Genomic DNA, 21,268 nt, shown 5'->3' with positions numbered 1-21,268 from the left:
CCACTAGAGTTCCCCGGTGCGTTTTTTCTACGACACCGAGTTTATCGAGGACGGCGTGACGATTGACCTGGTGTCGATCGGTGTCGTTGACGAGCGCGGTCGCGAGTTCTATGCCGTGTCCACCGACTTCGACCCCGGGCGGGCCGGGGCTTGGGTGCGGGAGAATGTGCTGCCCAAGCTGCCTTCCCCGGCGGATCCGGCTTGGCGCAGCCGGGAGCGGATTCGGGCGGATCTGCTGGAGTTCTTCGGGAAGCCGCCTGGGGGGATCGAGCTTTGGGCTTGGTTCGCTGCTTACGACCATGTGGCGTTGGCGCAGTTGTGGGGGCCGATGCCTGCGTTGCCTCGGCAGTTGCCTCGGTTTACTCGGGACTTGAGGCAGCGGTGGGAGGATGCGGGGAAGCCCAAGTTGCCTGCTGCGCCTGGGGATCAGCATGACGCGTTGGCTGATGCTCGGCATAACTTGCAGCGGTGGGAGGTTATTGAGGGGGCTTTTCGGCGGCGTTGAGTCGTTCGGCTCGTCGCCTGGCGGCGACATTGCTCACGGGTGGTTGCGTGGGGCACCCCGAAGCTGATTGTGCTGACGGTCTTGGGGTGCTTGTCAAGGCGGGAAAGATGCCTTGACAAGCACCCCAAGACCGCAGGGAAGGCTTCGTATCGGGGTGCGGGGGTGGTGTGGGTGCCTCGATCGTTGGGTGCGTTGGTGGCGGTTTGGTGGGTGGTCCGTGAAGGGCTCCTTGAGGGAATCTAAGTCCGTGAAGGGGCCCCTCACGGACTTGCGTTGGTCGTGAGGGGAACCCTGAGGGACTCAGAGTCCGTGAAGGTGGCCCTCACGGACTCGGACTCGGCCTCGGCATCGGCGAGCGGGCTGGTCAGCGGCGACGGGTGCGGACGGCGGTGGCCAGGGTGTCCAGCAAGGCCGCGGTGGTGTCCCAATCCATGCAGGCGTCGGTGATGGACTGGCCGTAGGTCAAATCGGCTGCCTGTCCCAGCACCAGGTCCTGGCGTCCGGCTGCCAGATTGCTTTCCAGCATCAGGCCTGCGATTCCGCGTTCTCCGGCGGAGATCCGGGCGGCCAGGTCGCGGACTACTTCCTCCTGGCGGACGTGGTCCTTGTTGCTGTTGCCGTGGCTCGCGTCGACCACGAGGCGTTCTGGCAGGCCGGACTTCGCCAGGCGGGCGAGGGTTTCCTCCACAGTGGCCGGGTCGTAGTTCGGGCCTGCGGAGCTGCCTCGCAGGATTACGTGGCAGTCCGGGTTTCCGGCGGTCGTCACCAGGGCGGCCAGGCCGTCTACGTTGATTCCGGGGAAGACGTGCGACGCTGCGGCGGCGCGGGTCGCGTCCACGGCTACCTGGATGTCGCCTTCGGTCGAGTTCTTGATGCCGACCGGCATGGACAGGGCGCTGCACAGTTGGCGGTGGACCTGGCTGGCCGCTGTACGAGCGCCGATCGAGCCCCAGGTGACGATGTCGGCGATGAACTGCGGGGTGATCGGGTCCAGGAATTCGCAGCCGACCGGGAGGCCCAGTTCGGAGACGTCCAGCAGCAGTTTCCGGGCCAGGCGGAGGCCCTTGTTGACCGCGAAGGTGCCGTCCAGGTCGGGGTCGTTGATCAGGCCCTTCCAGCCCAGCGTGGTGCGCGGCTTTTCGAAGTACACCCGCATCACGATGTGCAGGTCTTCGCGCAGCGACTCAGCCTTGGCGGCCAGGCGGCGGGCGTAGTCCAAGGCGGCTTCGGGGTCGTGGACCGAGCACGGGCCGACGATCACCGCCAGGCGGTCGTCGCGGCCGTCGAGGATGTCGACCGTTTCCGTGCGGCCGTTTTGCACGACCTTCGCGACGGCGGCGCCCACGGGATGGTCTTCTCGCAACAACGCGGGCGAGATGAGGGGACTGACCGAGGTGGTGCGGCGGTTGTCCAGCGTGCTCGCGTCGGCGGGGGCGGCGACGAGGGGGGCGTTCATGTGCGGGTGGTCCTTCCTGGTGGACACCGACCCGCGGGAGAATCGCCGAGCCGGTTCGAGATCCGGCTCGGGGTGGAGGTCAGCGCAGGTTCACGCCGCCGTGCCCACCCGGGGCCGGCTTCGTAAACCAGAAATAGCGCTGCACAGCCCCAAGGTAACACACCGTCCAGAGCACTCTGTCCGGACCGGATTGGGCAGGTGGTCCGCCCTGCACCGATCCAGATGAAAGCCGCTACGCTGTCCGCGGACTGTGACTGCACTCTCCCTGCGACGAAAGACGGAGGCAACAGATGCGTGTCGGTGTGCTGACGGGGGGCGGCGACTGCCCCGGCCTGAACGCGGTCATCCGCGCGGTGGTCCGCAAGGGCGTCGAGGTGCACGGCTGGGAGTTCGTCGGCTTCCGCAACGGCTGGCAGGGCCCGCTGACCGGCGACAGCCGGCCGCTCGGCCTCGCCGACGTCGAGGACATCCTCACCCGCGGGGGCACCATCCTGCGGTCGTCGCGGACGAACCCGTACAAGGTCGACGGCGGTGTCGACAAGATCCGTGAGGTGCTCGCCGACCAGGGCGTGGACGCGCTGGTCGCGATCGGCGGCGAGGACACCCTCGGCGTCGCCAAGCGGCTGACCGACGACGGCATCGGCGTCGTCGGCGTGCCCAAGACGATCGACAACGACCTCGGGGCCACCGACTACACGTTCGGCTTCGACACCGCGGTCTCCATCGCCACCGAGGCGATCGACCGCCTGCACACGACGGCCGAATCGCACCACCGTGCGCTGGTCGTCGAGGTCATGGGGCGGCACGCGGGCTGGATCGCGCTGCACTCCGGCCTGGCCGGCGGCGCGAGCGTGATCCTGGTGCCGGAACGGCAGTTCTCTGTCGACCAGGTCGTGCAGTGGGTCGAGCGCCGCTTCGAAAAGGAGTACGCGCCGATCATCGTCGTCGCCGAGGGCGCGCTGCCCGAGGGCGGCGAGGAGAAGCTGCTGACCGGCGAGAAGGACGCCTTCGGGCACGTCCGCCTCGGCGGCATCGGCAACTGGCTGGCCGGCGAGATCACCGAGCGCACCGGCAAGGAATCGCGCGCGGTCGTGCTCGGCCACGTCCAGCGCGGCGGCACCCCGACCGCGTACGACCGGGTCCTCGCGACGCGCTTCGGCCTGCACGCGGTGGACGCGGTCGCCGACGGCGACTTCGGCGTGATGGTCGCGCTCAAGGGCACCGACATCGTCCGCGTGAAGCTGTCCGAGGCGACGGCCGAACTGAAGACCGTTCCGCTGGAGCGGTACCAGGAAGCCGAAGTCTTCTTCGGCTGAGCCACGGGTAGGGGCAACCCCACTACGGTGCCGGGGGCGTGCGGTATTCCGTGCGCCCCCGGCTTTTTTCTACCCTCGGCTCGTGCGAATCCTCCTGGCGGGCTTGACGATGCTCTCGATGACCGTGGCACCGAACTCCACTGTGGACGGTGTGTGGCGGACCGACGGGTACGGGCAGTTGGTCCAAGTGTCCGGCGGCAAGCTGACGACCTACGACGTCACCAAAGTCAGCTGCTTGCCCGGCGCGCTTTCCGGAACTGGCGACGGCACCAGGTTTTCGACGAACGAGGGATCCGTCGTCACCGTCCGCGCGGGCAAGATGAGTTTCGACGACAACCTGGGTGTGCGGTCGTTGCGCCGGGTCCACAGTGGATTGCCGCCCGAGTGCCAGGCTTCGTCCGCGGAAGTGTTCGATGTCTTCTGGCACAGCTTTGCCGAGAACTACCCGTTTTTCCGGGCGAAGGGCGTCGACTGGAAATCCGAAGGGGACGCTGCCCGCCGCGAACTGGCCGCGCATCCGGAGCGGCTCTTCGGCGTCCTATGTGGACTGATCAGGCCGCTGCACGACGCTCACGTCGGCTTGCTCGCGTCAGGCCAGCGTTGCTCGTCGCCTCGGCCCGGCACTCCGGATCTGAAAACGACTGTCCCGCGCGCGATCGCCGTAGCCGACGCCAACCTCGGCGTCCCGATCCAGCGCTGGGCCGACGGAGCCATCGCCTACGCCGATCTGCCGAATGGCCGCGGATACCTGCGGATCAGCGGATTCCACGACTACGCCGACACGTTCGCCGCCAGCAGCAAGGTCCTGGCGAAAGCGCTGGACCAGATCTTCACCGCCGACCGGGTGCACGCCTTGCGCGGCCTGATCCTCGACCTGCGCGTCAACGGCGGTGGCGACGACCCACTCGGCCTGCAGGTCGCCGCCCGGCTGACCGACACACCGCACTTCGCCTACGCCAAACGCGCCCGCAATGACCCGGACGACCCGGCGAGGTTCACCGTGCCGCAACCGTTCTTCGTGCAGCCCGCTGCCGCGCCGCGCTACACCGGTCCGCTGACGGTCCTGACCGGCAGCCTGGACGTCTCGGCGGGGGAGACCTTCCTGCAGGCACTGCTGAACCGGCACCCGCGCCCAGTCCTGATCGGACAGTCCACTCAGGGCGCTTTCTCAGACATGCTGGAGCGGACGCTGCCGAAGCAGGGCTGGCAGGTGGCGCTGCCGAACGAGGAGTACCTCGACCCGCACGGCCGCACCTACGACGGCACCGGCATCAGCCCGGACCTCAAAGTCCCGGTTTTCGCCCCGGACGACCTCGCTGCCGGGCGGGATCCGGCGCTGGCCGCCGCCCGCCGCTAAGGTGAGCGCATGGGGTCGGTCAAGAACTTCCAAGTCACTTTCGACTGCGCGGAACCCGAGCGCGTCGCCCGCTTCTGGTGCGAGGTGCTGGGGTACGTCGTGCCGCCGCCGCCGGAAGGATTCGCCGACTGGGCCGAGTTCGACCGTTCGCTGCCCGCCGAACACCAGGGCGCGGCGTTCGCCTGCGTCGATCCGAACGGGGTCGGCCCTCGGCTGTACTTCCAGCGCGTGCCCGAAGGCCGCGTGGTGAAGAACCGAGTGCACCTCGACGTGCGCGCGGGCGCCGGCCTCGTGGGCGACGAGCGGCTGGCGGTCCTCGAAGCCGAGGCCGCGCGGCTGGTCGCGCTGGGCGCGTCCATCGTGCAGGTGCTGCGCGCCGACGGCGTGAACGAGTCCTGCATCCCGATGCAGGACGTCGAGGGCAACGAGTTCTGCCTGGACTGAGAAAAGCCGCCGTGCCGCGACCCGCGGCACGGCGACTCTCAGCGGGTCAGGAAACAGACACGTTGGCCGGAGCGGTGAACGAGCCGCCCGACACCTGGTAGATCTGCGACACGGTGAGGCTGCCGCCCGCCGGGATGGCGTCCTGGCCGGTGATCACGACGTGCCCGGTGGACCCGGACGCGGTGCCCGGGTTCGTGTTCGACAGCGACTCGTTCGAAGCCAGGTCGAACGCCAGCGTCCAGCCGTTCGCAGTCGACGCGCCGCCGTTGGTGATCGTGAAGTGCGCGAAGGCGCCGAACCCGTAGTCGTAGTCGGTGGTGAACTTCGCGGTCAGCTTGCCCACCGGAGCCGTCGTGACGGTCCAGGTGAACGGAGCCTGCGCGGTCGCCCCGGCGGAATCGGTGGCCGTCACGGTCACCTTGCTGGTGCCCGCGGCGCTCGGCGTGCCGGTGATGGAGCCGGTCTTGCCGTCGATGGCCAGTCCGGCCGGGAGGCCGTCCGCCGAGTACGTGTAGGGCGAGGTGCCGCCGGAGGCGGTGACCTTCAGCGAAACCGCCTTGCCCACCACGCTGTTCTGGTTGCCCGGGTTGCTGACGCTGAGCTTGCCGTTGGTGCCGCCGCCCGGGGTGAGGCCGTTGACGCCGTGCGGGGTGCCGAGGCCGGTCGGGCCGTCCCAGCCGGTGCCCGCGTTGCAGATCACGGTGCCGCAGCTGCCGTTGCTGCCCGAGGTGACGTCGTTGAAGTCGCCGGTGTGCGCGTACGGGTAGGTCGCGGCGTTGTCGCCGTCCTTAGGCGTGCCCGCGAGCGCCCAGATGCCGGCGACGATCGGCGTGGCGAGACTGGTGCCGCCGTACTGCGACTGCTGGCCGTTGACGTAGATCGTGATGCCGCTGTTGGGATCCGCGTCCGCCGAAATGTCCGAAGTGGCCCGATTGTCGCACGCGGTGCTGATCCCGTTCTGGAACGCGGGCTTGCTGAACTTGCTCGAACAGCCGCTGCCCGCCTTGTTCCAGGCGGTTTCGGAGTAGCCGCTGCCGGACGCGGTCAGCGTGGTGCCGCCGACCGCGACCACCTCAGGGGAGGTTGCCGGGTATTCGGCCTGGGTCCCGCTTTCGCTGCCCCAGTCGCCGGTGGCGCCGAGGATGGCGACGCCCGGGTGGTTGTAGTGCTGCTCGGCGTCCGAGGGGATCGCGCTTTCGTGGTCGGCGTAGCTGTTCGACACGATCTTCGCGCCGAGCCGGACCGCGCTGTCGACGGCCGCCGCGAGGTCGCTGTCCTCGTTGCTGTTGCCTTCCACCAGCAGGATCTTGCAGTCCGGGCAGAGCGCGCTGACCGCGTCCACGTCGATGGCCATCTCCGTCGCCCAGCCCGAGTCGGTCTTGGACGGAAGCGTGCTCGTGCCGTCCTGGCCGACGACGGTCAGGCAGCCGTTCGCCTTCGTGCAGGAGCCCAGGTTCCAATGCGACCGGAAGTCGTTCAGGTCCTTTTCGATGCCAGGGTCGTCGAAGGCGTCGACGATCGCGACGGTGGTCCCGCCGCTCTTCAGCCCGGCGACTCCGTAGGCGTTCTGCAGGTCGGTCGGGCTCATCGCGTTCGCCGGCCGTGCGCCTGACGAAACCAGTTGCACTGCCTGGCATTTCGCGTAACCGGCGGGGGCGTTGGCGCACGACGCCGGGCTCAGCTGCGGGCTGGCGTCGGCGGTCGGGGTGAAGGTCGCCGCCACCCCTGCCCCCAGAGCGAGCGCCGCACCGGCGGCAGCTAGCCGTCTCAAGGTCATTCCTGCACGCATCATCGCGTCCTTCCTGGTACGCCGCTGCCCGGAGACGGGCGAAAAGCGGTGCCGCCATTGGATTTCACCGAGGCGGCCGGAACCAGGAACAACCGGCACAACCGGCTGTTGTGCCGGGAGGAGGAACCCGACCTTCGGAGGATGTTCCACGCCCCGGCGCGAGCGACCATGGACTGGCGGGAGGTGCGGGACATGCCGGACGGCGCGACGGAAACGTTCGACCGGACGCTGGTCCGGCTGCGCCGGGCGGCCGGGCTGACGCAGGAACAACTGGCGCAGCGCTGCGGGCTGAGCACCCGCGGCGTCGGGAATCTCGAACGCGGGCAGCGGCATCCGCGGCGGGTCACCGTGCAACTGCTCGCCGACGGTCTCGCGCTGCCCGAAGACGGCCGTGCCGAACTGCTGGCGGCCGCGCGGCGCGGCAGGCAAAGTCCGCCGGACCGGCCGGTCCCGCCTGCGCCTCCAGCGCCGGATCTCATCGGCCGCGTCGAGGAACACGCCTTGCTGGATAAGCACATTTCGGGCACGGGAAGGTCGTTTCTGGTCTTCGCCGGACAGACCGGCATCGGCAAGACCCGGTTGCTGACCGAAGCCGCGACACTCGCCGAAGCCCGGGGCACGGTGGTGCTTTCCACTGCGTGTTCCCGGCACGGCGGCGAGCCGTACGCGCCGCTCTCCGAAGCGTTCGCCCGGCACGTGTCCGAGCATCCCGCCGGACCCGGTCTGGCGTTCCTGGTGCCGGAACAACGCACCGCCGAACCGGTTCCCGCCCGCTGGCAGATGTTCGCCGAAGCAGCGCGGTTTCTTGACACGCTCGCCCGGCGGCACGGCGTGCTCGTGATCCTGGACGACCTGCAATGGGCCGGTCCGGACGGGCTCGCGCTGCTGGCTTCGCTCGTCCAAGACGTCCGGCCGGATCGCGTCCGTTTCCTCGCTGCCTACCGCGACACCGAGATCGCCACGGCCGAACCGTTGGCCGACACGCTGCTCGATCTGTACCGAAAAGGCTTGCTGACCCAGCATTCGCTCGCTCCGCTGGCGGACGAGGACGCGACGATGCTGTTGCACCACAGCGCCGGGACCGAAGTGGGACAGTCCGCCCGGGACCGGGTGCTCCGGCTGGCCGGCGGTCTTCCGTTGTTCCTGGTCCAGCTGGGACACGTACTGGGCAGATCCGGCAAACCGCCCGCGGAACTGCCGTGGGGACTCGCACACGCGGTGCGGCGGCAGCTCGGTTCGCTGCCCGAACGGACGGCCGAAGTGCTGACGCTGCTAGCGGTCGGGCAGCAGCGGATGGACCCGGACGTCCTCGCCGCGGCCGCCGGGCTGGACCCGGCCGAACTGTCCGAGGTACTGGCTCCCGCGCACACCGCGCGGCTGCTGGACGAGAACGCCGAGGGCGTCCGGCTCACTCACGAACTGGTCGCCGAGGTGATGAACGGAGATCTGCCCCCGAGCCGTCGGCACGTGCTGCACCGCAGACTCGCCGAGGCGTTGGGCGGCGCGGCGGCGGCCTATCACTACACGCACGCGCAGGACACCGAACGCGCCGCGCAAACCTTGCGGCACGCAGCGGAAAAAGCCAGCAGACAAGCCGCGCACGACACTGCCGCCCAGCACCTGGGCGCGCTGGTCGATCTGCTGGACCGCACCGGTTCCCAGACCGAGGTCGCCGGAGCAGCCGAAGCCTGGGCGGACGCACTCGCCGCTGCTGGCCGCTACGATGCCGCGCTCGCCGCCGCCGAACGCGCGCTTTTGGTGTACCGCAAGGAAGGCGACGAGGAACGGCAACGCCTGGTGATCGCCCGGATCGGCTACCTGCACTACCAACGCGGCACTCCGCGCGAGGGGCTGGCCAGGATCGCGCCGACGCTGACCGAGGACCGGCCCGGCGGATCGGCCGTACAGCTGCGGCTGGCTCGCGCCGCCAACCTCTACCAGAGCACGCGCTACCGGGAGTCTGTCGAGGTCTCCACCGCCGCGATCGTCGCCGCAGAAGCGGTGGGGGACGAGCACGGCCTCGCGGGCGGACACCTGCGCCGCGGCCTGGCGTCGCGGTTGCTCGGCCGTAACGAAGACGCGCTGGCCGATCTGCACACCGCCGCCGCTACCGCGGAACTGTGCGGCGACCGCGAGATCGTCGTCCGAGCGCTGACCGGGGTCGCGGTGCTGCACCACTACCGCGGCGAACTGGTCCGGGCCGACCGGCAGTTCGAGCGGATCCTCTTGCTGGCCGAGCAACTCGGGGACCGGGAACTGCTCAGCCGAGCGGTCTGCAACGTCGGCGCGAGCGCGGTCTACGTCGGCCGCTGGGGCGACGCGCTGCGACGGTTCGGCCAAGCACTGGAACTCGCGGGACACGGCAGGTCACCCATGTGCGGCGCGATGGCGCTCATCGGCCGCGGTGCCCTGTGGTCAGCCTGCGGCCGCTTCGACGCGGCAGCCGATGATCTGACTCAAGTGATTCGGCTGGGGCGGGAAAGCGACAATGCCGACATCATCTGCAACGCGTCCGCGCAACTGGCGGAGAACGACGTGCGCGCGGGCCGTCCTGCGCAAGGGGTGCGTCGGTTGCTGCCGTTGCTTGCGATGCAGGGGGAGCGGAGCTGGCAGATGACCGATGCGCTGCCGTTCCTCGCCGAGGCGCAACTGGCCGCTGGCGATCCGGTGACCGCTGTGGATACCGCTGCGGAGGCTGTTGCCTGTACTGAGCACATCGACCACATTCTTGCCCGCACTGATGCTTTCCGGGTGCAGGGTCTTGCTTACCTCCGGTGCGGATCCCTTGCTCTGGCGGAGGAAAGCATGGAGGAGGCGCGTTCGCTGGCTGAACGGATGGCTTCGCCGTACCTGCTTGCCCGGGTGAGCGCCGCGCACGCTGATCTGTCGGACCACCGAGGCGACTCTGCTGCCGCGGCCCGAGATCGTGGGCGGGCGGAGGAACTGTTCACGACAATGCGGCGGGACGCGTTGGCGGAGGACTGAGCTGACCGTCCGTGAGGGGAACCCTGAGGGAATCAGAGTCCGTCAGGGTTCCCCTCACGGACATTTGCGGGAGCAGAACCAAGTGTCCACTGCGGTCAGTCAGATCCGCGCCAGCTCGTCAAGAACCCCGGCCGCTTGCGCGATGTCGTCGGTCAACGGCCGATCCTCGAACCGCTCATCCAACACACCCACCGCAGCCGCGAAAGCCGCCCGCACTGGCAGGTCCACCAGCTCCGCCTTCCGGATCCGCAACGCCCGCACCGCCGCCACCAGTTCGCATGCCAGCACCTGCCGATAAGCAGCCGCCGCCGCAGTGGCAGCCCGCGCGGCCTGGGTCGAAAAACTCGCGTGATCCTCGATCCCGCGCGACACCACCGCAGTCCCGAGCGTCGCGGGCAAAGCCGCCTGCCGCAGTTCGGTCAGCGCGTCGTGCGCCACATACTCCAGAATCATCACCCCGGAACTCCCCGGCGGCCCGACCGCGAGGAACGGCCGCAGCCCGGTGAATTCCGGTTCCACCAAGTCACCTAACCGAGCCACGGACAGCTCCGCGACCTGATGCACAGTGGCGCGGGCTTGGTCGAGCGCAGTCGAGACGTACGCAGTGTGGAAATGCGCATGGTGGTAAGCATCGCCGTGCACCGTGGAAATCATCGGATTCTCCGTGCTGGCATTGATCTCCACGGCGAGCACGTCGCGCAAGTAATGGATCGCGTCCAAAGCGGGACCCTGCACCTGAGGAAAAGCGCGCAACCCGAAGGGATCCTGAAGCCGACGCCCGGGCTTAGGCGTGCCGTGCATGCCCAGCAGCCGACGCATCTCAGCCGCACACGCCACCTGCCCGGCGTGCGGGCGCGCTTCGTGCACAGGCGTCGCGTACGCCTCCGGGTTGCCGTCGAGAGCCACGTACGTGAGCGCGGCGACGGCGTGGCTCGCGCGGGTGAGCGTGTCTAGGCTCATCGCGGCGAGAGTCGCTTCGGCGAGCGTCGCGGCGTTGCTGCTCATGAAGGCCAGCGCATCGCCCGCGCGCACCGGAACCGGTGGCACGGTACCGATCGCCCACGCGCGTTCTCCGGCCAGCGCGAGCGCGGTTTCCGCGAGCGGGGCGAGATCGCCGGTGCCGATAGCGCCCAGTCGGTGCACTACCGGCAGCGCGCCAGTGCGGACGGCTTCGGCGAGCGCGCCGATCAGCTCCGGACTGATTCCGGACCGGCCGGTCAGCAGTTGGTTGAGCCGGATCAGCAGCATCGCGCGGATCTGGCCGTCCGGCAGCAGGTCGCCGCTGCCGCCGGCGTGGCTGCGCAGCAACCGAAGGCCGTGCTCGGCGGGCTCGTCGACGGCGTCGTCCTTGTTCGCGCCGACGCCGGTGGTGCGGCCGTAGACCACTCGCCGGGTGCTCAGGTCCTCGGCCAGCTTCCACGAGTGCTCGGCGGCGCGCATCGCGGCGATGGACACGTCGATCGCCAATGGGCCTTCGGTGTGCGCCGCCGTGACCACGTCGGCGCACCGCAGGGTCCGGCCGTCCACTCGGATCACGGCGTGCTCCTCACTCGGTTTCGTCCAGCCGCTGTTCGAGCGCGTCGAGCCGGTCCGCCCAGAACTGCCGGTAGGGCGCGAGCCACGCGTCCACTTCGGCCAGCGGCTCGGCGCGCAGCCGGTAGCAGCGGCGCTGCGCGGACACTCGCACGGTCACCAGCCCCGCCTCGCGCAGCACGCGCAGGTGCTTGGACACGGCGGGCTGGCTGAGCCGCAGCTCGGCCACCAGTTCGCCGACCGACCGCTCGCCCTCGAGCAGCAGGTCCAGCAGCGCGCGGCGGCGGGGTTCGGCCAGCACGTCGAAGGTCTGCATCACCCCGGAAATCTGCCTCGCGGGGCATATGCCTGTCAAGGAATGCGAGTACCGCCGAATGTCCGTTTTATGGTCTAAACCATTGACCCGGTGGTCTAGTCCACTTACGGTGCATTCGTCCCCACCGTTACCGCTTCGTCACCGACGGTGACTCCTGAAGGGAGCAACGATGCTTCGCTTGCGCAGAAAACGCCTGCTGGCACTGGCCGGCCTGGCGACCGCGGCGTTCGCCGCCGCGGCCGCGCTCGTCCCCGCCGCTTCGACGGCCGCGCCCGCGAGAACCGAGGCGGCGGCCGGGAAGGTGGTCGGCTACTTCACCGACTGGGGCATCTACGACCGCAACTACCACGTGAAGAACATCGAGACGTCCGGCTCGGCGAACAAGCTCACGCACGTCAACTTCGCCTTCGGCAACGTCACCGGCGGCGGCTGCGCGATCGGCGACGCGTGGGCCGACTACCAGAAAACCTACGACGCGGCGGGCAGCGTCGACGGCGTCGCCGACACCTGGGACCAGCCGCTCGCGGGCAGTTTCAACCAGCTCAAGAAGCTGAAGGCCAAGCATCCCGGATTGAAGATCATCTGGTCGTTCGGCGGCTGGACCTGGTCCGGCGGCTTCGGGCAGGCCGCGAAGAACCCGGAAGCCTTCGCGAACTCCTGCTACAACCTCGTCAACGACAAGCGCTGGGCCGGGCTGTTCGACGGCATCGACCTCGACTGGGAGTACCCGAACGCGTGCGGCCTCACCTGTGACACGAGCGGTCCCGACGCGTTGAAGAAGCTGCTCGCGGCAGTGCGGGGGAAGTTCGGCTCGTCGAAGCTCGTCACCGCCGCGATCACCGCGGACGGCAGCAACGGCGGCAAGCTCGACGCCACCGATTACGCGGGCGCCGCGCAGTATGTCGACTGGTACAACGTGATGACGTACGACTTCTTCGGCGGGTGGGCCGCGCAAGGCCCGACCGCGCCGCATTCGCCGCTCACGTCGTACAACGGCCTGCCGACGCAAGGCTTCTACTCCGACGCCGCCGTCCAGAAGCTCAAGACCGAGGGCGTCCCGTCCTCGAAACTGCTGCTGGGCATCGGTTTCTACGGCCGCGGCTGGACCGGCGTCACGCAGAGCGCGCCGGGCGGCACCGCGACCGGACCGGCTCCGGGCAAGTACGAGCAGGGCATCGAGGACTACAAGATCCTCAAGACGAGCTGCCCGGCGACCGGAACCGTCGCGGGCACCGCGTACGCCAAGTGCGGTTCGAACTGGTGGAGCTACGACACCCCGTCGACTATCGCGGGCAAGACGTCGTACGCGAGGTCCCAGGGCCTCGGCGGCACCTTCTTCTGGGAGCTGTCCGGCGACACCTCGAACGGCGAGCTGATCACCGCGCTCGCCAGGTAACCCCCGCTCGATGCCGCCGGGGCGCCGATTCTGTCGGCGCCCCGGTTTATCGTGCTGCGGGTGAAGTTCAGCGGATTCGGGGAGCACGCCGTCGAGTTCTACGACGGGCTGCTCGCGGACAACACCAAGGCCTACTGGGACGACCACGTGGCGGTCTACAAGGAGCACGTCCGGGCTCCGATGGAGGCGCTGCTGGCCGAGCTGGAGCCGGAGTTCGGCGCGGGCTTCGGCGAGGCGAAGGTGTTCCGGCCCTATCGCGACGTCCGGTTCGCCAAGGACAAGACGCCGTACAAGACGCACTGCGGCGGCGTGATCGAGTCCGGCCGCGGCGGGGGAGCGTATTACGTCGAGGTGGGCCCGGCCGGGCTGCGCGTCGGCGGCGGCTGCTTCCACCTGGCCTCCGACCAGCTGGCCCGGTACCGCACGGCGGTCGACACCGAACTGCACGGGCCCGCGCTGGAGAAAATCCTGGCAGGCCTGCGGAAGGCGGGCTGGGAAATTCTCGGCGACCGGCTCAAGTCGAAACCGCGCGGGTTCGCCGAGGACCACTCGCGCCTCGACCTCTTGCGGCACCGGTCGGTGTACGCCGTCCGCGGCTGGGAGCCGGACGACTTCCTGCACGAGCGCGAGACCTTCGACCGAGTGCGGAAATCGTGGCGCCAGCTGCGGAAGTTCAACGAATGGGCTCGCGACCACGTGGGTCCGAGCGAGAAACCGCGGCGCTGAACCCGGCATCCCCCGAACGGGTGATTCCGAGCGCCGGCGCGCGGCGTGGTCGCGCAGCGCACGCCGGTGGCCGGAACTGAATCCTTCCCGTGTTCTCCGGCCGGAACTTCGGGATCGGTACAGACGCGAGCGGCTCGAGCGACTAGGCTCTCCGGACGTGAGCCGACGCGCGAAGATCGTTTGTACATTGGGTCCCGCGACCTCCACGCCGGAGAAGATGCGGGCACTCGTCGACGCCGGAATGGACGTCGCGAGGATGAACTTCAGCCACGGCAGCCACAGCGACCACAAGCAGGTCTACGACCTGGTCCGGTCCGCGGCCGCCGAAACCGGCCGGGCGGTGGGGATTCTCGCCGACCTGCAGGGACCGAAGATCCGGCTGGGCACGTTCGCCAGCGGATCGGCGGAATGGCACACCGGGGACGTCGTCCGGATCACCGTCGAGGACGTCGCCGGCACCCACGACCGGGTCTCGACCACCTACAAGGGACTCGCCCGCGACGCCAAGCCGGGCGACCGGCTGCTGGTCGACGACGGCAAGGTCGGCCTGGTGGTCAAGGACGTCGAGGGCCCGGACGTCGTGTGCGAGGTGACCGAGGGCGGGCCGGTCAGCAACAACAAGGGCGTGTCGCTGCCCGGGATGGACGTCTCGGTGCCCGCGCTGTCCGAGAAGGACATCGAGGACCTGGAGTTCGCGCTGCACCTCGGCGTCGACTTCATCGCGCTGTCCTTCGTGCGCTCGCCCGCCGACATCGACCTCGTGCACCAGGTCATGGACCGTGTCGGCAAGGGACGTCTCCCGGTCGTCGCGAAGATCGAGAAGCCCGAGGCGGTCTACAACCTCGAGGCCATCGTGCTGGCCTTCGACGCGGTGATGGTCGCCCGCGGCGACCTCGGCGTCGAACTGCCGCTCGAACAGGTCCCGCTGGTGCAGAAGCGCGCCATCCAGATCTGCCGCGAGAACGCGAAGCCGGTCATCGTCGCCACGCAGATGCTGGAGTCGATGATCAACAACTCCCGCCCGACCCGTGCCGAGGCGTCCGACGTCGCGAACGCGGTCCTCGACGGCGCGGACGCGGTGATGCTGTCCGGCGAGACGAGCGTCGGCCGGTACCCGATCGAGACGGTCCAGACGATGGGCCGGATCGTCGAGGCCGTCGAGACGGATTCGCCGGTCGTGCCGCCGCTGTCGCACGTGCCGCGCACCAAGCGCGGCGTGATCTCCTACGCCGCCCGCGACATCGGCGAGCGGCTCAACGCCAAGGCGCTGGTCGCGTTCACCCAGTCCGGAGACACCGTGCGCCGCCTCGCGCGGCTGCACACGCGGCTGCCGCTGATGGCGTTCACGCCGGAGCAGAGCGTCCGCAGCCAGCTGGCGCTGACCTGGGGCACCACGACGCAGATCGTGCCGCGGGTGGACTCCACCGACCAGATGATCCAGCAGGTCGACCACGCGATGCTCGAAATGGGCAAGTACCAGCGCGGCGACCTCGTGGTGATCGTCGCGGGCTCCCCGCCCGGGACCGTTGGCTCGACCAACCTGATCCACGTCCACCGGCTCGGTGAAGACGACCACGCATAAGGGACGTGCCGGAACCTTGGCACATAAGGTTCCGGCATGACTGAGATGGCCAGGGAAGCCGCCACCGAACTCGACACGAGCCTCGGTGGCGGCGGACAGCCGGTGCTGGACAAGCTCGTCGCGCTGCTGGACCTGGAGAAGATCGAAGAGAACATCTACCGCGGCGTTTCGCCCGCGCACTCGCCGGTGCGCGTGTTCGGCGGGCAGGTCGCCGGACAGGCGCTCGTCGCGGCGGGCCGGACCGTCCCGGAGGAGCGGCGGGTCCATTCGCTGCACGCGTACTTCATCCGCGGCGGCGACCCGAGCGTCCCGATCGTGTACGAAGTGGACCGCATTCGCGACGGCCGCTCGTTCACCACCCGGCGCGTCGTCGCCGTCCAGCACGGCAAGGCGATTTTCTCGCTGTCCGCGTCGTTCCAGAAGGACGAGCCGGGCATCGACCACGCCGAGACGATGCCGGACGTGCCGGACCCGGAGTCGCTGCCGACGTTCCCCGAGCTGACCGCCGGCTACGGCCTGCGCTTCAGCGAACGCCCTCGGCCGATCGACATCCGCTACATCGGCGAGCCGCCGTGGGTCACCCGCACGACCGGCGAACGCCCGGCGAACCACCGCGTCTGGATGCGGGCCGACGGAACGCTGGCCGACAACCAGCTGCTGCACGTCTGCGTGCTCGCCTACGCCTCGGACATGACGCTGCTCGACTCGGTGCTCGCGCGGCACGGCGTGTACTGGGACGTCGACAAGGTGCTCGGCGCGAGCCTCGACCACGCGCTGTGGTTCCACCGTCCGTTCCGGGCGGACGAGTGGTTCCTCTACGACAGCACGTCGCCGAGCGCCTCGGGCGCCCGCGGGCTGGCGACCGGACGGTTCTTCACCCGCGACGGCCTGCACGTCGCCACCGTGGTCCAAGAAGGACTGCTGCGGGTCCGGTAAGGACGTTCACCCCATCGATGACCACTCAGCGTGGCTGTCTGCGAGGAAATCGTCGGAAACTGCCACACTCCGGTGGCGAAATTGCGCGGAAAAACACGTCTGAGTAATACCCGCGAGGCGAAGGAAGGTGCCCGGGACCGGTCGGGGGGCGGCCCCGGACACCGTGGTCGTCCGCATTCGGCCGGTGTCCGCAATAGCCGAGGACGGTCGTCGTCTACGCTGCTCAGGGCGGTCGGCGCGGCTGGATTCGCGTCTCGGCCCGCAGGATGCCAGAGTACAAGCGCAGTCTGCACAATGCAGGTCGGAACCGGTGACGGGCGGCTCCCGCGGCGACGGCGGGAATTCCCCGGCGTTATTACTCCACTGACAAGTCGATCACCTGGTTAGATATGCAGTGCGGGCAACAATACGGACCGGAGGTGCTGCCATGGCGAGAGGCCAGGGACCGACCGTTCGCCGCCGGCGCCTCGCGAGCGAGTTGCGGAGGCTGCGCGAAGCCGCCGATCTCACCATCGACGAGGTCGGCGAGAAGCTGGAGTGCTCAGCGTCCAAAGTGAGCCGCATCGAGACCGGCCACGTAGGCGTCACCCCGCGCGACGCGAGGGACATGCTCGCGCTGTACGGCATCACCGGCGACGAGCAGGAAGCGCTCGTCCAGCTCGCGCGCGAAGCACGCAAACGCGGCTGGTGGCACGCGTACAACGAAGTCTTCACCGGCACCTTCGTCGGCCTCGAAGCCGACGCGAGTTCGCTGCGCGCGTTCCAGGCGCTGCTGGTTCCGGGGCTGCTGCAGACCGAGCGCTACGCGTTCTCGGTGATCCGCGCGCTGCGCCCGGACGCCGAAGAGTCCGAGACCCGCCGCCGGGTCGCCGCGCGGATGGCGCGCCAGCAGCTGCTGACCGACGACCCGCCGGTCGAGTACTGGGCGGTGATCGACGAGGCGGTGCTGCACCGCGTGGTCGACAGCGCCGAGGTGATGGCCGAACAGCTGTACCGGATGAGCGCGATGGCCGAGAAGCCGAACGTGACCGTCCAGGTGGTGCCGTTCGGAGCCGGGGCGCACCCCGGCATGGAGGGACCGTTCCTCATCATGGGCTTCCCCGAGCAGGCCGATCCCGACGTGGTCTACGTCGACGACAGCACTTCCAGCGGCCTGTACCTCGAACAGCCCGACGACGTCCGGCGCTACGCGCTGATGTTCGACCACCTGCGCGCAGCAGCGCTGAAACCGGACGATTCGGTGGCTCTGATCACCGACGCGGCCGGCCGGTTCGCCGAACAGGCCGCCGTGGTTCAGGAACCGAGGAAAACCAACCCGAGACAGTGAGGATGTGGGGACCATGATGGCCGACCTTTCCGGTGCGCAGTGGCGCAAGAGCAGCTACAGCGGCGGCGGCAACGACTGCGTCGAGGTCGCCTTCGTCGCAGGCGGCGCCGCGGTGCGCGATTCCAAAGACCCGGAAGGCGGAGCGTTCCGCCTGCCCGCCGCCGGCTGGCAGGGCCTGCTGGACGCGGTGCGCGACCGGGGACAGGCTTGATCCGTTCGCCCGGCTGATCGTTGCACTGAGACCCCTTACCCCGCTCGACCTGGACTTCCCTAGTCGAAAGCGCGGGTAAGGGGTCTTTTCGCGTCCGGGGGTAGGCGATCACCTGATGTCCGGGGCGGGCCCTCAGCACGAAAGTGGTCTTCGTCAAGGAACCACGACCCGCTGGGGAGAATCCGATGAGCGACTACAACTGGGACGCCACTCGCGCCGAGGTGGACTACCGGATGGCCGAACTGCGCCGCGCCGCCCGCCACGCCCGCATGAGCCGCGGCAACCGCGTCGTCCGCTGGGTGCGCGCACACCGCATCACGAACGTCGAGGTGCCCCGCCAGCAAAGGCGCGCGGCGACGGTACCGGAGGCAAGGGCGCGACATAGCGCTTGAGCCCCGGTCCCGGGTCGGGGACGGCAAGGGGGTCGGGCGGGGCGGACGAGCCGGAACACGGGTTCCGGCCTGGCCGCTCCGCCCGCCGGACGCGCCCGGCCCGCGACGCCCGCCAGGCGAAGCTCCCGCAGAGGTCCGTGAGGGGAACCCTGCGGGAATCAGAGTCCGTGAGGGTTCCCCTCACGGACTTCTCCCTAATACGCACTGAAGCACCGCCGCGAGCTAGGCGGCGGCCTGCTCCGCCAGGAACTTGCCGCGGCCCGCGCGCCGGTCGGTCCCCGGAGCACCGGCCGGACCGGTTCTGAAGAGACGCGGCGGGCCGCTCGAGAACACCCTTCGTCCGCTGATCGGACGGAGATCACTGGCCGAACCGGCCGCCACGAGGAAATCCATGCCGGAACTGTCGGGGGTGTAGGCGAGAATGCATCTCGTGCCTCGTCTCGGTTCCGGTATTCCGCTCGTCGCCCGCACGCACGAGATGCGGCGGCTGCGAGCGGCCTTCGCGCGTGCAGAACGCGGAGAAGCAGGTGCGGTGCTGATCGCGGGCGACGCCGGGGTCGGCAAGACCCGGCTGCTCACCGCGCTCGGGGAGCACGTCGCCGCTTGCGGCGGCCTCGTGCTCACCGGCCGGTGCATCGACGTGCGCGACGGCGGCCTGCCCTACTTGCCGTTCGCCGAGGCGCTGGCTCCGCTCGGGTCGTCGGCCGATCCCGCGGTTTCGGCCGCGGTGCGGGCCCGGTCCGCGCTGGGGATGCTGCTGCCGCAAGGCGGCGATCCGCAGCCCGCGGCCATCGGCGACCACGGGCAGGTTTCGGAAGGGGAGCGCGAGGGCGTCCGCCGGGTGCGGCCTGAGCAGGACCTGGGTCAGCTCCAGTTGTTCGACGCGGTACTGGGGGTGCTGACCGAGGTCGGCCAGGCGCAGCCGGTGGTCGTCCTGCTCGAAGACCTGCACTGGGCGGATTCCTCCACCCGCAACCTGCTGTCCTTCCTGCTCAGCCGGTTGCGCGCGCAGCGGCTGCTGGTCGTCGGCAGCTATCGCGAGGAAGACGTCCACCGCAGGCATCCGCTGCGCGGTCTGCTGTCCGAACTGGTCCGGCTCAACACCGTCGAACAGGTCGCGCTGGCCCCGTTCGGACCGGCCGACGCGCGCGCGTTCGTCGCTGCGCTCGCTGAAGAACCGCTGTCGCCGGACGTGGTCGCGGACATCGCCGAACGCTCCGAGGGCAATCCGTTCTTCGTCGAGGAACTCCTCGCCACGGGTGCGGACTGTCAAGATCTTCCCGCCGGGCTCGCCGAAGTCCTTCTGGCCCGGCTCGAACGCTTCCCCGCCGAGACCCGGCGAGTCCTCCGCGTCATCTCGGTCGCCAACGAATCGGTGTCCCACGCCGCGCTCGCGCAAGTAGCGGGCATCGGCGACCTGGAGCTGGACGAGGCGCTGCGGGAAGCCGTGCAGCACCATGTCCTGGTCATCGAGCACGGTTTTTACACTTTCCGCCACGCCTTGCTGCAGGAAGCGGTCTACGCGGACCTGCTTCCCGGCGAACGCACGCGGATGCACGCCGGATACGCGGCACGGATCCAGTCGATGCCGCAGGGGCGCGGCCACGACGCCAAGCTGGCCTTCCACAGCCTGGAAAGCCGGGACTTCGACACCGCCCTTTCCGCGTTGCTGCGCGCCGCCGACGAAGCGGAAAAACTCGGCGCGCCCGGTGCGGCTCTGCGGCACATCGAGCAAGCACAGTCCATTTGGGACGCTGTCGCTCCGGAAAACCGTCCAGAGGGTGTCGACGAGTTGAAGCTGCTCAGCGAAGCCTCGTACTTCGCTGGCACTTCCGGCGAACCGGAACGCGCGGTCGCGTACGCGCGCTCCGCCACCGAAGCTCTTAAGCCGGACGCGTCGCCCGAGCACGCGGCGAAGGTCTGGCGTCGGCTGGCCGAAACGCTGCTCACCCTGGAAGGCACGTTCGACGAGGCTGTCCGGGCGATCGAGCGCGCCTGGGAACTGGTCGCCGACCGTGAGCCGAGCGGAGCGCGGGCGTGGGTGCTGGCCTCGCGGGCCGGGTTCCAGCGGCTCCTCGACCAACCGGACGAGGCGTTGGCCAGCGCGCACACCGCAGTCACCGACGCACGCGCGGTCGGTGCGGTCGGTGCTGAGGCATCTGCGCTGGTCACGCTGGGCACGCTGGCTGACAGCGCGGGCGACTCGGTCGAGGCTCGCGAGCGGTTGTGCGAGGCCGAAGGCAAGGCGCACGACGCGGGAGCGTTAAACGTCGAGATCCGCGCGATGTACTTCCTAGCCCTCAGCTACGACGACCAGGCCGAGATGGATCTGGCGCTCGCCCACGCCGCGCGCGGAGTCGAGAGGGCGGAGGCGGTCGGGCTTACCTGGAGTGCGTACGGGCTGGAGTTGCGGGCCCGGCTTCTGTATTTGCGGTACCTCAGCGGGGATTGGCCTAAGGAGGACGCTGCGGGCCGCGCGCGGCGGGGCGTGTCCAGCGCGGTCGCTGCGCGGATCTTGGCTAACTGGGTGTTGTTCCTGGTGGGGCGCGGTCGGTTCGCGGATGCGGCGAAGGTGTTGCCGAATCTACGTCAGCAGTGGATGGCTGATCTGCAGATCGCCTTGTCCGCTGGGGATGCTGCGATTGAGTTGGCCGCTTGGCGCGGGGAGCATTCCGAGGCGCTGCGGATCACTGACGAATTGGTGCTGTGGCTGGAGAAGGTCGAGGCCGCGTTGCTCGGCGGGATTCGGATCGTGGCGCTGGCGATTCCGTCGGCTGCGGCGTTGGCCGCGGAGGCTCGGGTCAAGGGGGATCTTGCCGCGGCGGACGCCTTTGTCGCGCGGGGGCGGCGGCTTTTGGAGCATGGGCGGCGTTGTGCGGCCGAGGGGCATCCGCGTTCCGGGACTGTGGGGCCGGAGCGGCGGGCTTGGCTCGCTCGGATGGAGGCTGCTGCTTCGGCGTTGGAGGGGCCCGCCGATCCGGAGTTGTGGGGGGCGGG

At 69.3% G+C, this 21,268-nt stretch carries 17 protein-coding genes; 13 read left to right on the top strand and 4 right to left on the bottom strand.

The window, feature by feature from the left end; genetic code table 11:
* The first annotated feature begins 16 nt into the window (after positions 1–16).
* A complete protein-coding gene (locus D0D37_RS20015; protein WP_116202082.1) occupies positions 17–505 on the top strand; it encodes a polyadenylate-specific 3'-exoribonuclease AS in 489 nt (162 codons plus the stop codon).
* Between the two features lie 364 nt (positions 506–869).
* On the opposite strand, the gene D0D37_RS20010 is transcribed toward D0D37_RS20015, so the two are convergent.
* Positions 870–1,961, bottom strand: a complete 1,092-nt coding sequence (locus D0D37_RS20010) for a 3-deoxy-7-phosphoheptulonate synthase (protein ID WP_116202081.1) — start codon at positions 1,959–1,961, stop codon at positions 870–872.
* Positions 1,962–2,251: 290 nt separating this feature from the next.
* Between D0D37_RS20010 and D0D37_RS20005 the strand changes: the two genes are divergently transcribed.
* From D0D37_RS20005 to D0D37_RS19995, 3 genes are all read left to right on the top strand, one after another.
* Positions 2,252–3,277: a 6-phosphofructokinase gene (locus D0D37_RS20005; protein ID WP_116202080.1), complete on the top strand. Its 1,026-nt coding sequence runs from the start codon at positions 2,252–2,254 to the stop codon at positions 3,275–3,277.
* A gap of 82 nt (positions 3,278–3,359) precedes the next feature.
* Positions 3,360–4,634 (top strand): S41 family peptidase, encoded by a 1,275-nt coding sequence (locus D0D37_RS20000; RefSeq protein WP_244223583.1) that lies wholly within the window; start codon positions 3,360–3,362, stop codon positions 4,632–4,634.
* Positions 4,635–4,643: 9 nt separating this feature from the next.
* Complete coding sequence (locus D0D37_RS19995; RefSeq protein WP_116202079.1) at positions 4,644–5,078, top strand: VOC family protein; 435 nt, start codon at positions 4,644–4,646, stop codon at positions 5,076–5,078.
* 46 nt (positions 5,079–5,124) lie between these two features.
* Here the strand turns inward: D0D37_RS19995 and D0D37_RS19990 are convergent, their stop codons facing one another.
* Positions 5,125–6,867 carry a putative Ig domain-containing protein gene (locus D0D37_RS19990; protein ID WP_244223582.1) on the bottom strand — a complete coding sequence of 581 codons (1,743 nt, stop codon included), beginning with the start codon at positions 6,865–6,867 and terminating at the stop codon, positions 5,125–5,127.
* Positions 6,868–7,008: 141 nt separating this feature from the next.
* Here D0D37_RS19990 and D0D37_RS19985 point away from each other — a divergent pair, with 141 nt between their 5' ends.
* Positions 7,009–9,852, top strand: a complete 2,844-nt coding sequence (locus D0D37_RS19985) for an ATP-binding protein (protein WP_162834342.1) — start codon at positions 7,009–7,011, stop codon at positions 9,850–9,852.
* A gap of 99 nt (positions 9,853–9,951) precedes the next feature.
* On the opposite strand, the gene D0D37_RS19980 is transcribed toward D0D37_RS19985, so the two are convergent.
* Complete coding sequence (locus D0D37_RS19980; protein ID WP_116202076.1) at positions 9,952–11,388, bottom strand: aromatic amino acid ammonia-lyase; 1,437 nt, start codon at positions 11,386–11,388, stop codon at positions 9,952–9,954.
* Between the two features lie 10 nt (positions 11,389–11,398).
* Positions 11,399–11,701: an ArsR/SmtB family transcription factor gene (locus D0D37_RS19975; protein ID WP_182890918.1), complete on the bottom strand. Its 303-nt coding sequence runs from the start codon at positions 11,699–11,701 to the stop codon at positions 11,399–11,401.
* Positions 11,702–11,870: 169 nt separating this feature from the next.
* Between D0D37_RS19975 and D0D37_RS19970 the strand changes: the two genes are divergently transcribed.
* The 8 genes from D0D37_RS19970 to D0D37_RS19935 form a co-directional block, all read left to right on the top strand.
* On the top strand, positions 11,871–13,097 hold the full coding sequence (locus D0D37_RS19970; protein ID WP_116202075.1) for a glycoside hydrolase family 18 protein: 1,227 nt from the start codon (positions 11,871–11,873) through the stop codon (positions 13,095–13,097).
* Between the two features lie 60 nt (positions 13,098–13,157).
* Positions 13,158–13,823, top strand: coding sequence for a DUF2461 domain-containing protein (locus tag D0D37_RS19965; RefSeq protein ID WP_116202114.1), 666 nt, complete (start codon positions 13,158–13,160; stop codon positions 13,821–13,823).
* Between the two features lie 157 nt (positions 13,824–13,980).
* Positions 13,981–15,405: a pyruvate kinase gene (gene pyk, locus D0D37_RS19960; protein ID WP_116202074.1), complete on the top strand. Its 1,425-nt coding sequence runs from the start codon at positions 13,981–13,983 to the stop codon at positions 15,403–15,405.
* Between the two features lie 36 nt (positions 15,406–15,441).
* On the top strand, positions 15,442–16,341 hold the full coding sequence (gene tesB, locus D0D37_RS19955) for an acyl-CoA thioesterase II (protein WP_116202073.1): 900 nt from the start codon (positions 15,442–15,444) through the stop codon (positions 16,339–16,341).
* Positions 16,342–16,768: 427 nt separating this feature from the next.
* Positions 16,769–17,668: a helix-turn-helix domain-containing protein gene (locus tag D0D37_RS19950; RefSeq protein WP_116202072.1), complete on the top strand. Its 900-nt coding sequence runs from the start codon at positions 16,769–16,771 to the stop codon at positions 17,666–17,668.
* 13 nt (positions 17,669–17,681) lie between these two features.
* Positions 17,682–17,879, top strand: a complete 198-nt coding sequence (locus tag D0D37_RS19945) for a DUF397 domain-containing protein (RefSeq protein WP_116202071.1) — start codon at positions 17,682–17,684, stop codon at positions 17,877–17,879.
* 185 nt (positions 17,880–18,064) lie between these two features.
* Positions 18,065–18,271 carry a hypothetical protein gene (locus D0D37_RS19940; protein ID WP_116202070.1) on the top strand — a complete coding sequence of 69 codons (207 nt, stop codon included), beginning with the start codon at positions 18,065–18,067 and terminating at the stop codon, positions 18,269–18,271.
* A 421-nt stretch (positions 18,272–18,692) separates the two neighbouring features.
* Positions 18,693–21,268, top strand: a 2,576-nt coding sequence (locus D0D37_RS19935; RefSeq protein WP_116202069.1) for an ATP-binding protein, incomplete at its 3' end; no start/stop codon positions are given.

This window comes from Amycolatopsis circi (genome assembly GCF_003385235.1).
Classification (GTDB): Bacteria; Actinomycetota; Actinomycetes; order Mycobacteriales; family Pseudonocardiaceae; genus Amycolatopsis; species Amycolatopsis circi.
The sequence above is the reverse complement of the archived record's forward strand: the minus strand, read 5'-3'. Positions and strand labels throughout refer to the sequence as shown.

Excerpts from the sequence above, each read along its gene's own strand:
- D0D37_RS19950 (WP_116202072.1), top strand. The coding sequence starts at position 16,769 with ATGGCGAGAGGCCAGGGACCGACCGTTCGCCGCCGGCGCCTCGCGAGC.
- D0D37_RS20005 (WP_116202080.1), top strand. The coding sequence starts at position 2,252 with ATGCGTGTCGGTGTGCTGACGGGGGGCGGCGACTGCCCCGGCCTGAAC.
- D0D37_RS20010 (WP_116202081.1), bottom strand. The coding sequence starts at position 1,961 with ATGAACGCCCCCCTCGTCGCCGCCCCCGCCGACGCGAGCACGCTGGAC.
- D0D37_RS19940 (WP_116202070.1), top strand. The coding sequence starts at position 18,065 with ATGAGCGACTACAACTGGGACGCCACTCGCGCCGAGGTGGACTACCGG.
- tesB (WP_116202073.1), top strand. The coding sequence starts at position 15,442 with ATGACTGAGATGGCCAGGGAAGCCGCCACCGAACTCGACACGAGCCTC.
- D0D37_RS19970 (WP_116202075.1), top strand. The coding sequence starts at position 11,871 with ATGCTTCGCTTGCGCAGAAAACGCCTGCTGGCACTGGCCGGCCTGGCG.
- D0D37_RS19990 (WP_244223582.1), bottom strand. The coding sequence starts at position 6,867 with ATGCGTGCAGGAATGACCTTGAGACGGCTAGCTGCCGCCGGTGCGGCG.
- D0D37_RS19945 (WP_116202071.1), top strand. The coding sequence starts at position 17,682 with ATGATGGCCGACCTTTCCGGTGCGCAGTGGCGCAAGAGCAGCTACAGC.
- D0D37_RS19975 (WP_182890918.1), bottom strand. The coding sequence starts at position 11,701 with ATGCAGACCTTCGACGTGCTGGCCGAACCCCGCCGCCGCGCGCTGCTG.
- D0D37_RS19995 (WP_116202079.1), top strand. The coding sequence starts at position 4,644 with ATGGGGTCGGTCAAGAACTTCCAAGTCACTTTCGACTGCGCGGAACCC.
- D0D37_RS19985 (WP_162834342.1), top strand. The coding sequence starts at position 7,009 with ATGTTCCACGCCCCGGCGCGAGCGACCATGGACTGGCGGGAGGTGCGG.